This is a genomic window from Staphylococcus sp. CWZ226 (assembly GCF_018986355.1).
Taxonomy (GTDB): Bacteria; Bacillota; Bacilli; order Staphylococcales; family Staphylococcaceae; genus Staphylococcus; species Staphylococcus simulans.
In genome coordinates this window covers 12339-25353 of the sequence record NZ_JAHMSB010000002.1, presented here as the reverse complement: position 1 = coordinate 25353, position 13015 = coordinate 12339, and the positions used below count along the sequence as shown (strand labels likewise).

Annotated in this window: 10 protein-coding genes; 2 read left to right on the top strand and 8 right to left on the bottom strand. The window is 36.7% G+C overall.

Annotation, left to right across the window (positions count from 1 at the left end; genetic code table 11):
- Nucleotides 1-161: 161 nt before the first annotated feature.
- From KRR19_RS01790 to KRR19_RS01770, 5 genes are all read right to left on the bottom strand, one after another.
- Nucleotides 162-566: a DUF2188 domain-containing protein gene (locus KRR19_RS01790; protein ID WP_002479794.1), complete on the bottom strand. Its 405-nt coding sequence runs from the start codon at nucleotides 564-566 to the stop codon at nucleotides 162-164.
- A gap of 43 nt (nucleotides 567-609) precedes the next feature.
- Nucleotides 610-2535, bottom strand: coding sequence for an FUSC family protein (locus KRR19_RS01785; RefSeq protein WP_156666699.1), 1926 nt, complete (start codon nucleotides 2533-2535; stop codon nucleotides 610-612).
- Between the two features lie 131 nt (nucleotides 2536-2666).
- Nucleotides 2667-3374: an acetolactate decarboxylase gene (gene budA, locus KRR19_RS01780; RefSeq protein WP_031262481.1), complete on the bottom strand. Its 708-nt coding sequence runs from the start codon at nucleotides 3372-3374 to the stop codon at nucleotides 2667-2669.
- A 94-nt stretch (nucleotides 3375-3468) separates the two neighbouring features.
- A complete protein-coding gene (locus KRR19_RS01775) occupies nucleotides 3469-3771 on the bottom strand; it encodes a putative quinol monooxygenase (RefSeq protein WP_002479797.1) in 303 nt (100 codons plus the stop codon).
- A gap of 161 nt (nucleotides 3772-3932) precedes the next feature.
- A complete protein-coding gene (locus KRR19_RS01770) occupies nucleotides 3933-5207 on the bottom strand; it encodes a pyruvate MFS transporter (protein WP_002479798.1) in 1275 nt (424 codons plus the stop codon).
- A 350-nt stretch (nucleotides 5208-5557) separates the two neighbouring features.
- On the opposite strand from KRR19_RS01770, the gene uptA reads away from it, so the two are divergent.
- Nucleotides 5558-6172, top strand: coding sequence for an undecaprenyl phosphate transporter UptA (gene uptA / locus KRR19_RS01765; protein WP_002479799.1), 615 nt, complete (start codon nucleotides 5558-5560; stop codon nucleotides 6170-6172).
- Nucleotides 6173-6246: 74 nt separating this feature from the next.
- Here the strand turns inward: uptA and KRR19_RS01760 are convergent, their stop codons facing one another.
- Both KRR19_RS01760 and KRR19_RS01755 read right to left on the bottom strand, forming a co-directional pair.
- Nucleotides 6247-6909: an ABC-2 transporter permease gene (locus KRR19_RS01760; RefSeq protein ID WP_070864388.1), complete on the bottom strand. Its 663-nt coding sequence runs from the start codon at nucleotides 6907-6909 to the stop codon at nucleotides 6247-6249.
- A complete protein-coding gene (locus KRR19_RS01755) occupies nucleotides 6906-7763 on the bottom strand; it encodes an ABC transporter ATP-binding protein (RefSeq protein ID WP_156666701.1) in 858 nt (285 codons plus the stop codon). Before KRR19_RS01755 ends, KRR19_RS01760 begins: the two co-directional genes overlap by 4 nt.
- 198 nt (nucleotides 7764-7961) lie before the next feature.
- On the opposite strand from KRR19_RS01755, the gene KRR19_RS01750 reads away from it, so the two are divergent.
- The gene (locus tag KRR19_RS01750) at nucleotides 7962-9914 is read left to right on the top strand and encodes a fructose-bisphosphatase class III (RefSeq protein ID WP_002479802.1); all 1953 of its coding nucleotides are present in this window, start codon (nucleotides 7962-7964) and stop codon (nucleotides 9912-9914) included.
- A 105-nt stretch (nucleotides 9915-10019) separates the two neighbouring features.
- Here KRR19_RS01750 and KRR19_RS01745 read toward each other — a convergent pair whose 3' ends face one another.
- Nucleotides 10020-12968 carry a glycoside hydrolase family 2 TIM barrel-domain containing protein gene (locus KRR19_RS01745; RefSeq protein WP_156666702.1) on the bottom strand — a complete coding sequence of 983 codons (2949 nt, stop codon included), beginning with the start codon at nucleotides 12966-12968 and terminating at the stop codon, nucleotides 10020-10022.
- Nucleotides 12969-13015: the final 47 nt, after the last annotated feature.

Genomic DNA, 13015 nt, shown 5'->3' with positions numbered 1-13015 from the left:
TTAACGCAATTTGTTAAGAGGCTTTCTTCTATAATAACGTATCTGTTGCTCCCTTGATTCACTATGCAACGCGCTCAGTTTCTTATTATATTGCATACTGTGAATCGGTACTTTTAAAATACCCAAGTCCTGTTTTAAATAATCATTATCGTGCACTTAATTTAAGATTTCACATGTACTTTTGTGCCACGGTTATCTGCGATTTCATTGGCACGTTTAACCGCTTCTTCTTTCTTATCATAACTATCTGCAGCTTGTTTCGCACCATGCGTTCTGACTTTCCACTCGTTATCTTCTTTATAGACTTCGACATCATTTTCATTTAATTCCGGACGCGCGTCTTTATCTTTTTGATGACTTGTAATATTTTTATTTTTCAACTCATCAAGTTCTTCTTTCGAAGCATTTTTATACCATTCTTCAGCTTGTTTTGTCGCAATCGGAATCAATGTACCTTCGTCATAACCATCTTTTAACATCGCATTACCGATATCAATCGCTTTCTTGCGTTCTAACTTATCTAAGTTCTTCCAAGTATTTGGATAGTCATCTAATGTCCAAGGCATATAACGCCCTCCTCTTCAATATCACTTAATATTGCTATACCACTTATTGAGGATCTCCAATCTTGTCTGAATTTCTTAAACGTGCATATTGTTGGATATTCAACAGCGCAGTGCGAATATTCGTATATTGCGGTAAAGAAGGTAAGCCTGTGCCTTGATAAAGCGGTACATGTTGTTCAAAGTGCGTCGCGATACCTTCAAACGCAATTAAATACTGACCCATAACGACATCATCAATCGTTTGCGGTTTTGGATTGTTTTGCGCTCTTGATAACATAAAGCTGATTTCTTCTAACGCAAAGATAATTGGATAATACGCACTGATTTTTGTACTATCCGCAAATAACTCACCATGTGCGTTTTGGTACATACTATTCATATTGCTTAGTTTGATACGTAATTTTAATTCATTGAACTTCGGTGCTTGTTTTGCTAAATGTTCATTTCTTGAGAAGACATAATAGAAGAAAGACATTTCATAACGAACCACTTCAGCAATCGCATCTGGTAATGTTTGCGATGCATTTTTTCTGCCTAGTATTAAGAGACCGATGACTGCGATAATCACACCGATGACTACATCTACAACCCTTGGTAAAGCAATTAAAATAGATAACTTGCCTGATGCAAGGCCGTTCAACATAATGACTTGCGTTGTAATGAAAATCATCGCTATCGCATAATTCGCACCGATAATAACTTCAGTAATCGTCGCACTTAACGCAAGTACAATAATACTAACAATCATATGCGGGTGAAGGGATAAAATAACGGTCAATAAGAGGACCCCGATAAACGTACCAATTGTTCTGGCAACGGCACGTTCCATACTATGAATCGTATTCGTTCCAATCAGTATCGTATGTGCCGTCAATGGAATCCAATACGCTTTATCAAAATCAAACATCAACGCGATAAAGATAGCGGCACCCATAATCATGCTGTAACGTAAAGTATTCATTAATACGAGTGAATCTAATGTTAAGTTATATTTTAACTGTTGTCCGTATAATGGCTGTCTTAGATTCGCTTCGTATTCAATTTGACCTGTCGGACTATGTAAGATTTCATCTGTACGATAAATCTGTTTTTCTAAACGTTGAAAGCTAACCGGCAGCTCTATTTTTTCTCTCCACTGCATGATTTCTTGTTCTTCTAACCTTGAAGAAACACTTCGTTCAATATACTGCATCATTTCAATTAAAACATCTGGTAATGTTTCGACTTCTTTAGTCTTCAACTCTAACAATTCAGCAAAGATACCTTCTGCGTTATTATGCAGTAAATATAAACGATGTAATTGTTCAGATTGTTTCTTATTAGAAGTAAAAGAAGTAATCAGCTGTTTATCTGTAGATTTAAACTGATTGACCAACTGCTCAGTATTTTTCTTGAATTTCTCACTGTCTGCGTATTCTTTAACAAGTTTTAATAAGCTTTGATACTCCGCTTCAATGGCACGCTCTTGTGTATTTTTCTCTTGTAATTTTAACAGTATTGCTACAACTACTAACGCAAAGATACCGCCGATAAATACAAAAACGCCACGTGTCAATGCTTGTTCCGGCGCAATCGGCATGTTAATCGGTAACGCAAACGTTACAATGAAGAAAGTTGCTGAAGGACCAGGAATTTCTAAAGCACTGAATATGTAGTATGCTACAACAGTAACAAGCAGCAACAATATTCCAAACAGCAACGGTGTTGCAACTGTCAGTGTTCCAAATGTAATACATAACGCAAACCCGACAGCACACCACCATAAAATACGTAATTTAGATTTATCAGATCCGCCAAAGACATAAATATTAGCCAATGTCCCTGTCGCTATTAATAAACCAAATTGGAAGTAACCTAACAAATATCCTAACAGTAACGGTGTCAGCATCAATAAGCCTTGTCTTATTCCTTTACTGTAATTCACATTGTGTTTATTAAATTTAAATAGCGACTTGATATAGTGCGCCATACGATTTCTCCTCTCAAATATTAAAGTCATCTATCTTTTAACTTATCAGATGGTTATGTCCTATATGAAAATAAAAAACGTCAGAACATAATACCCGCGTATTATATCCTGACGTTAGGATGTTGTTTCGCTTATTCTGCCATTCTGATTTCTTCATCGATATTTTCGTAATCAATATCTGCTTCTAAGAATGCTTCATCTTTAGTTGGGAAGTGTTGCTCGAACGTTTCTGCATCAGAAATTTCTACACTGCCTCGTTCTAATTCAAAGCCTAAAATATGGCCGCCTACTGTACGGTCTTGGTCCACGAAATGTAAATGGAAACCTGCTGAACCAACACCGTGGAACAGTTCAGGTGTGAAGAAACCGACAATTGTACCATTTAAATAATCATAATGGTGTTCTGGTTGGCGATTCACTGATTCCATTAATCGCGTATATGGCGGCTCTTGTTTCGGCATCATACGTACATGGACATGATTGAAACTGCCTGTGATACGGATTGCTGAGAATAAGTTGCGGCTCTTCATGCGTTCCATAATTTGATCGTACAATTCATCTTGAGTTGTAACATTCAACACTTCAAATGCCTGTGTAGGGTCAAATTTCGTAATGGTCGCAAACGGCAACATCTCATGACCGTCTAAGTGTCTGAAACCGCCGTATTCATCTGCGTGATAAGCGTTACCGTTAATAAAAATGACTTCACCGTCGCAACCTGTCAATGTACCGATGCCCATATCTCCTTGTTCAAGCATCTCATCTACAGATACTGTGCCTTGAAGCATTCCAGCCATTAACGTCGCCAAAGTTCCATGTTGGTAAATCATACTCTTCATTCTCCTTACTGATTTGACATGACAGACATCTTTATGTCTTTGTCTATTTATGTCCTATTATAGCACTAAAGTCATGCCCTGCCTTATTTGTTGCTTAATTTTCTGTGAGTGTTTCTTGGTTATCAAAGACAATAATTTCTGGCTCATCTAGACAAAGTTGTACGATTTCTTGCCAATACACTTGGAAATGATCAGATTTCTTATGATTTTCAAAGCCTTCTTCACAACTCCATTGTTCAATAATCGCAAAGGCATTTGGGATATTCGCATTTTCATAATGTTCATAGCTGATATTTGATGCTTCAGCTTGTGATGCTGCGACTAATTGTCCCATTAATTGTGTATATTTATCATAATTCATATCGTTGACTTTTGTTTTAACAATTACTGTAATCATATTTTCCCTCTCCAATTTCTATATTTTACCAGTACTTTCTTTCCCCTAAAATAATTCAACGAACCATAATAAAATTAAAAGGTCATGCTACGCTTGATAAGACCCTTTCTCTCATTCATCGTAACATGACCTGTATTTACTATCTTATTTTATACTTGTGCTTACATTTTAGAACGATTGACTACAAGCGGACTATCTGGTTTAACGAAGAACCACATTAATATAGCTATCGCAACCAAAATAATTAATGATTGTAATGTCCAAGTCCAACCGATCAAATCAGCTAAAATACCAGCGATTAATGGACTTAACATCGCACCGACGTTACCCCATAAGTTCATCCAACCTGAAACTGTACCAGAGAAGTTACGTCCGATGTCAGCAGCTGCTGCCCAGCTCATACCAGTAGTGACACCCATACCGCTTAAGCATACTGCTAACCAAGCGATATTCACTTCTAATACTTCACTGCGGATTGCGAATAATAAACCAATACTAAAGACAACCATACCTACAATCGCAATTGAACCACGAGCGACAAAACGTGATTTGCCAGCTTGTAAAATTCTATCTGAAATTGCACCAGCAATCATGATACAAATAAACATCGCAAGCCATGGCACCCCTGCCAATAAGCCTAATGCTGTATATTTAACATGATATTGTTCCATTACGTAAGTCGGTAACCAAATTAAGAATAAACCAACAATAAATTGTACTACGAAATATTGAACTGCAATCGCATAGAAACTGAAATGTTTAAAGAATGCGCTCCATGGTGCAGATTGTTTTTCACCTGCATCAACCACGTCACGACCTTGAATGATATAACGTTTTTCAGCATTGTTAACCATTTTATGTTGTTCAGGTAAGTCTTTTGCGATAATCACCCACAATAACGCAATCACAAAACCAACTGCCCCGAAGATATAGAATACGGCTTGCCAGTTAAATAAACTTACAATCCATACTGTCACGATCGGTGCGATAACCGGACCGAAATATGACCCTGCAAGTAACGCACTAGATGCACGCCCTTTTTCATTTTTAGTAAACCAATATGAGTTGAATACTGCGTTCGATGGATACATCGGCGCTTCCCCTACACCGAATAAGAAACGCACAGTATATAATAAACCGTGGTTCTTAACTAAACCAGTTAAAATCGTAAATGCACTCCACCAAATCAACGCAATCGTCAACATTTTTCGCGGTCCGAATTTTTCCGCAAGAATACCGGATGGGACTTGCATCATCGCATAGCCCGCTGAGAAGAATGTTGCTAATAAACCAAACTGAGCCTTCGTCATATGTAAATCTTCCATCATTGGTGCCGCAATTAAGGAGATGTTAGATCTGTCCATATACGCAATAACCCCAATAATAAAGAACGCAAATGCGAAGAACCATCGTACGTTACTCTTTCTTTCACTCATAGATATCCCAACTTTCTGTGTTCAAAATACATTAGGTCATCATATGACCTAAGTTGTTCTAGTAAATATTACCACTATTTGAAACCGTTCACAATAACTTTTTTACAGAAATTTGAACACTATGAATGACACAATATTATTTCGTTATTTACAAAACACCTCGAACAAACCATGACTACGCCTGACTTTTACGATTTTTAAATTTGGACATGCTTATGCTGGATATATAAATAGATGTCATTTGATTCTATTTTTAGTACAATATAGCTTGGACACAAAACCACAGGTGTTCTTTAAATAAAATTAAAACATTATAAAACTTGTACATAAAAAGGAGTCATCGCATTACCATGGAACAAATACTGACTGACTTTATTTCGCGTTGGGGGTATCTCGCAATTTTTATTTTAATTCTTGCTGAGAATATCCTGCCTTTCGTGCCTTCAGAAATTGTGCTGACTTTCGCAGGTGTATTAGCCGCAAAATCACATATTTCTATTTGGCTGCTATTGATTATCGCAACAGTCGCTTCATTTATGGGGCTATTGATTCTGTATTACATCTGTAGCTTAGTTAACGAACAGAAACTTTACCGCTTCGTAGACAAATACGGTAAATGGATTAAACTTAAAGGTAAAGACGTTGAACGTGCCAACAATTGGTTTAAAAAATACGGTGCAATCGCAGTCTTTATCTGTCGATTCGTTCCAGTCTTACGTGTATTGATCACTATTCCTGCAGGTGTCAATAAAATGAATATCGTCACATTTGCGACATTGTCATTAGTCGGCACAACAATTTGGAACTTCGGTTTAATCTATTTAGGTAAATCGTTAAGCGATAACTGGCACGATATTTTAAATGTAATGCATACATACTCATATATCATGTATGCTATTATCGCAATTGCGTTAGTATACTTTGCTTACCGTTACATTGCGAAACGCCGTCATAGACAAAACTAAACAATACGAAAACAAAGCACACTTCAAAAAAATGAAGTGTGCTTTATCTATTTGTTATGATTTATTTTGATTTTTTAGAAATTCTGATTTTTAAACTTGTTCAAACCTATGAAGTAACCAAACAGCGCAAGTATTAGCGCAAAGACAAGGAAGATAGACATGCGTCCCAGTTCAAAACCAGTATGTTGCATGGCATCATTACCTGAGCCATACATATAACCGCCAATGATAAGTGTTACAGTGTTATACACGAGATATGTAACTACTATAATTCCTGTGATAATCATTTGAATTATATTCGATTTATCTGCACCAACCACATAAGTACACGGATAAAACAATGACACTAACAAACAAATTCCTATCCCTAACATGATAGCTGACAAGGATTCCGTAATAGTACCGAAGCCTAATAGATATCTGCCTGCAAAAATAAACAGAACAATGGCTAACCCTAATCCAGCAGACAGAAAATAATATGCATAATGTGCTTGTACAATTTCTTTGCGACTGACAGGTAATGTAATCGCATATTTATACCAACCCGCTGCTGCTTCATTTTTCAAATTATCAGTCGCAGCTGAAACAGAAAACATTAAAATGATTAAACTAATTAACGGTTGAAACCCTTCTAAATCCACAGCTGTGAACCCGATACCTAACAATAAACCGATACCTAGGTAGATCCACAATGCTTTCTGAGTTGAATAATACTGACTATAAATTAAACCCTTCATATGTCTTCACCTCTTAAGATTATTTTGTTGACTTGATCAATATACTCGATAGGTTCTAAATCAAAAGATAAAGTACGTTCATTTTTTAACACAATCGCTTGAACTTCACCTAAGTGGTGTTTTTTTGCTAACACATCTTCGTCTTCAAGTTTTTCAAATTCTGTTTCATCACATGTTAAACGTGCATAATTGTTGAATAATGCTGCTTTGTCAATTTGCGTATAAACTTGGCCATGTCTCAGAAAAACTAACTTTGTCGCTAAGCGGTCAATATCTTCCGCAATATGAGATGTCATCAACACACCACGATTGTTATCATGCACGAACTTTTCAATTTCATCTTGAATCTCATCACGACTTGCTGCGTCTAATCCTGCTGTCGCTTCGTCTAAAATCAATAATCGACTTTTGTGTGACAATGCGACTGCCATAGAGAGTTTCATAGACATACCTCTTGAAAAGAATTTAACTGCCTGTTTTTCTGGCAGTTCAAAACGCTGGATATAATCATTAAACAAAGTACTGTCAAAATGGCGGAACACCTTTTGAAACATACGATTCAACTTATCAACGGTCATATTTTTAGTGAAATTCATGGAATCAAATACAACACTCATGTCATTTTTGTAGTCTGTATCTTCAGGTGAGACACGTTGACCGAAAAAATAGATTTCTCCGCTAGTTAAAGGATAATCTCCCACAATCATACGAATTAACGTTGATTTGCCTGAACCATTTTTGCCGATTAAAGCGACAATTTCACCTGAATCAACTTCAAAGGAGACATCATTGATGGAGAAGCGGCTATTAGAAAACTGTTTCGTTAAATGATGTACTGATAATAATGGTGTCATAAGACCTCCTGATATTTTTATGTTGTTTTTATTTTAACATAGCTGATTCAAATATTTAGTTTATTTCTCTATTCTCCCTCTTTTTAATCCAACCACACATTATTTTTTCAGTTTTTTAAAACGTCACCATTGAAAAATTGTTAAAAAAGTACAATAATCAAATGTAAGCGCTATTATTATTAAACCCAGGAGGCACAAATGATTACCAACGAACGTGAACTTAAAAATAAGTATTTCGATTTACTTGCAGAGAAATTCAACCATGAAGAACAACTTGCATCAGAAATTATCAGTCTAGAATCTATTTTAGAATTACCAAAAGGTACAGAACACTTTGTCAGTGACTTACATGGAGAATATGAATCTTTCCAACATGTCTTACGTAACGGTTCAGGCAATGTTCGTACGAAAGTCAACGACATCTTCAAAGATAAAATGTCGAACCAAGAAATCAGCGATTTCACTGCTTTAATTTATTATCCAGAAGATAAATTAAGAATGGTTAAAAGCAGTTTCGAAACAAAAGAGCCATTAAACCGTTGGTATGAAACACGTATTGACCAAATGATTCAAATGGTTCAATATTCCGCTTCAAAATATACACGTTCTAAATTACGTAAAGCATTACCTAAAAAGTTTGTTTATATTGTCGAAGAGTTACTTTATAAAACCAATGAACTTGAGAATAAAACACCTTACTACAATACGTTGATGCGTCAAATCATCGAAACTCAACAAGCAGACGATTTAATTATCGGTTTATCTTACACAATTCAACGTCTAGTCGTAGATCACTTACATGTTGTCGGTGATATTTATGATCGTGGTCCTGAACCTGAAAAAATTGTAGAAACATTAATCAACTATCATTCTGTTGATATCCAATGGGGCAACCACGATGCGATTTGGATTGGTGCCTATGCCGGTTCTCGTGTCTGCCTAGCTAACATCTTACGTATTTGTGCACGTTACGATAACTTGAATATCGTTGAAGATGCTTACGGTATCAACTTACGCCCATTATTAAACTTAGCTGAAAAATACTATGGTGATAACCCAGCTTTCCGTCCAAAATTACGTTCTGATTCTAACTTATCTGAACAAGAACAACTTCAAATCACTAAAATTCATCAAGCCATTGCGATGATTCAATTCAAATTAGAAATGCCGATTATCAAACGTCGTCCTTCTTTCGAAATGGAAGAACGCTTAGTCTTAGAACATGTTGACTATGATAACTTAACGTATACATTACATGGCCAAACACATGAATTAACAGACACATGTTTCGTGACAGTAGATCCAGAAGACCCAGCTAAATTATTACCAGAAGAACAAGAAGTCATTGATAAATTATTAGTTTCTGTACAAGAATCAGAAAAGCTTAAACGTCATATGACATTCTTAATGGATAAAGGTTCACTTTACTTACCTTACAACGGTAATTTATTAATTCACGGCTGTATCCCGATTGATGAACATGGCAATATGGAAGGCATGGAAATTGACGGCACATTCTATGCTGGCCGTCCATTATTAGACCAATTCGAAATGTATATGCGTAAAGCATTCCGAAATAAAGATATTACCGACGATTTAGCAACTGACTTAGTTTGGTATTTATGGACAGGTAAATATTCTTCATTATTCGGAAAACGTGCCATGACAACATTCGAGCGTTATTTCATTAAAGATAAAGCAACTCATAAAGAAGAAAAGAACCCATATTATTCACTACGTGAAGACCCTAAAGTTGTAGGCAAACTCTTAGAAGACTTTGATTTAGATCCTGAACAAGGTCATATCATTAACGGGCATACACCAGTCAAAGAAATTGATGGTGAAGATCCGATTAAAGCCGACGGTAAAATGATCGTCATTGATGGCGGCTTCTCTAAAGTGTATCAATCTACAACAGGTATTGCGGGTTATACGTTACTGTACAACTCTTATGGTATGCAGCTAGTGGCACACCAACACTTCAACACGAAAGAAAACGTATTACGTTACGGTGCAGATGAATTATCTACAAAACGTCTTGTCGATAAAGAACTTCAACGTAAACGTATCCGCGATACGAACACAGGACAATTCATCAAAGAAGAAATCCGCAACTTAAAAGAACTTATGTCTCATCGTTATACAGATTAATAACCATAAAGAAAAGCAGAAGGTTGACTGATTAAACGTCACCTTCTGCTTTTTTATGGTTATATCTTATTTTTATAGCTTGTGATTTGTCTCGTGTACTAGGATTTAAGATAATGTATTGAACTGCAATGTAAAGTTTAAGTGATACTCTGCATCATCCATACGATAACGTTCTGGTAATTCCGGTCCACAACTGTTTGTACCGATACCACTTTGACCGACATCGATATTAACATATGTGTAACCATCTAAGTGTAATTGATCCGCATGTTCTACTGTTGTAAGTTGCGCATCTGAATAAGGTTTCGCATTGAAACTGAATGGTGTTTCAGCGTTAAACGCAACTTGTGTTGTTGTATTGTTTAATGTCACATGTGTTGTATTATTGTGACTTCCGTCTTCTTGCGGTCTGATATGCGGCCAGAAATTATCATTGACTGTAGAAACAAAGTAACCTAAATGACTCGCAAGCTGCTTATCTTCATAACTGCTGAAGGGTCCATGACCATAGTATGCTAATTTTTGATAGTCATTTGATAACTTGAATTCTAAGCCAAGTCTCGGTAAGAACGGCATACGTGCATTCTTCTCAAGTTCTAAATCCGCTTCAATCTTACCATCCGCATGCACTAACCAAGTTAAAGTACCTGTTAAGATTTTCGGCACACGTTTATGCACAATACTGATTTGGAATTGAATACTTACGCCGCCTTCAGATTCGACAATCGAATAATCATATACACGCGTATGCGCATGTTCGTAACCCATTTCTTCCCATTGCTTACGAATATTAATGTCATTATCTGTCGGTGCACGCCAAATGCGGATTGCAGTAGGTTCATGAAGCACGAGCTTACCTGCTTGTGTAACGTGCGTTAATGAAGCAGTTCGCGTATCAAACGCATAATCACTATTCTCTCCTGAAATGTGAATAGTATGTGCTGTATCATCCACTGAAACTTGATAAGCAGCTTCATGCTCTGTTACTGTTTCAAATTCCAAACGTTCTTGAACGATTTGATCATGACCTAAAATTGTTTGATCTTTAAGTGAAATATACTCTACTAAAATATCACTGATTTGGTTTAAAATCGCTTCATCAATAAACGTCTGCAGTTCCACAGAAATTTCAGTATGCGGTTCAAATCCTGTTAAATCTGCATACTCTTCATATTGTTCACCTGATAATGTCGTAATCGTAAAACGTAATTGCAAGACTTCATCTGCATCAATAAAATCGAGACGATTATAAAACGTTAACGTCTGTTTATCATAATGAGATAAAATCACCGGACGATTCACTTGTTGGAATTCATAATAACCTTCGTGCGGCGTTCTATCTGGCGACACGATACCATCTACACAGAAGTTGCCGTCATGTAAATCTTCTCCGAAATCTCCGCCATAACGAAAGACTGGTTGCGCTTCATCTTGACTGATATTTACTGCGTGGTCGCACCATTCCCAGACAAACGCACCAATAAAGCTTGGGTACGCTTCTAATAATTCATGATATTCTAAAAGACCGCCTGGTGAATTCCCCATCGCATGTGCATACTCGCATAAGATAAAGGGTTGTGTAATATTTTGATTATCTAAATAACGCTCTTTAATTTCTTCAGGTGACGGATACATACGACTGATCATATCTAGTTTAGAGAAATCTTCCCCACCTTCTGCGTAAAAGGCACTTTCATAATGGACCGGACGTGTTGCATCTAAATCCTTCGCAAGTTCAGCTGCTTTCTCAATATTGACACCATATCCAGATTCATTACCTAATGACCACATAATAATAGATGAGAAGTTGCGTAGCGGTACAATAGACGCTTCAATACGATCTAAAATCGGTGCTTCGTATTGCGGATCATCAGCGATAATATTAAAGTCTTTAGTATTTTCATCTCCATAAAACAGCACTACGCCATGTGTTTCTAGATCCGCTTCACTCATCACATAGAACCCGTATTCATCAGCTAACTCATAGAAGCGAGGCGCTTTCGGATAGTGTGCTGTACGAATCGCATTAAAGTTGGCTTGTTTCATTAATGTCAAATCTTCATGCATTTGCGCTTCAGTTAAGACATATCCCGTTTCCGGGTTGCTGTCGTGATAGTTAGCCCCACGCAATTTCACAGATTTACCATTAATCCATAACTGTTGATCTTTAATTTCAACTTCACGTAAACCGACCTGTTCAGTGATAACTTCATCCGCAGTTGTGATGACTAGCGTATAAAGGTAAGGTGTTTCAGCACTCCAAAAAGCAGCATCTTCTACATTTAATACTAAAACATCTTCATTTGTCCCTTTTTGTTCAGTAATGACGCCGCCTTCTTGGTCAAGCAGCGCTACTGTATAATCAGGTTTACCATTTACTTGCGTCACATCTAAATGGACTGCACCTGTTTGTACAGCTGTATCGACTGTCGTTTGAATCGTATAATCTTCAATACGATTGTTAGGACGTTCTACAATATACACATCTCTGAAGATACCTGAATGTCTAAACATATCTTGATCTTCAAAATACGTACCATCTGAATATTTAACGACTAATACTTGAATCGTATTGTCCCCTTCTTGAACAAAAGATGTGACATCAAAACGTGACGCACTGCGTGAAACTTGGCTGTAGCCTACAAATGTATTATTGATCCATACATAATACGCACTGCTGACACCGTCAAAGTTCAACACAAATTGATGGTCATTGTCATAGATAGAATCGATGGTAAAGTTGCGTTCATAATAACCACATGGATTATCTTCTGGTACATACGGCGGATCAAATGGGATTGGATATTTAATATTGACATATTGTGTTTGGTCAAATCCATGTAAATTCCACACAGACGGTACCGGTAAAGTTTGTGTCGCTTTATGACGGCTTGCTTCGAACTCTGCCACACTGTTGAAGAAACCGAAGTTCCAGTCACCAGATAATTGTGTTACAGAAGTATTGTGTTGTTGTGGCTTTGGGATAAAATAAGCGGCATAAGGTAATGTATTAACATGTAATTGTTCTAAGTTATAGTGTAAATCTAATTTCAAGGTATGACCCTCCTAAGTATTTTTCAAAAATTATATAATTTTGTTAA

Coding starts and splice junctions, on each gene's coding strand:
- KRR19_RS01790 (WP_002479794.1), bottom strand. CDS start 566: ATGCCTTGGACATTAGATGACTATCCAAATACTTGGAAGAACTTAGAT.
- KRR19_RS01785 (WP_156666699.1), bottom strand. CDS start 2,535: ATGGCGCACTATATCAAGTCGCTATTTAAATTTAATAAACACAATGTG.
- budA (WP_031262481.1), bottom strand. CDS start 3,374: ATGAAGAGTATGATTTACCAACATGGAACTTTGGCGACGTTAATGGCT.
- KRR19_RS01775 (WP_002479797.1), bottom strand. CDS start 3,771: ATGATTACAGTAATTGTTAAAACAAAAGTCAACGATATGAATTATGAT.
- KRR19_RS01770 (WP_002479798.1), bottom strand. CDS start 5,207: ATGAGTGAAAGAAAGAGTAACGTACGATGGTTCTTCGCATTTGCGTTC.
- uptA (WP_002479799.1), top strand. CDS start 5,558: ATGGAACAAATACTGACTGACTTTATTTCGCGTTGGGGGTATCTCGCA.
- KRR19_RS01760 (WP_070864388.1), bottom strand. CDS start 6,909: ATGAAGGGTTTAATTTATAGTCAGTATTATTCAACTCAGAAAGCATTG.
- KRR19_RS01755 (WP_156666701.1), bottom strand. CDS start 7,763: ATGACACCATTATTATCAGTACATCATTTAACGAAACAGTTTTCTAAT.
- KRR19_RS01750 (WP_002479802.1), top strand. CDS start 7,962: ATGATTACCAACGAACGTGAACTTAAAAATAAGTATTTCGATTTACTT.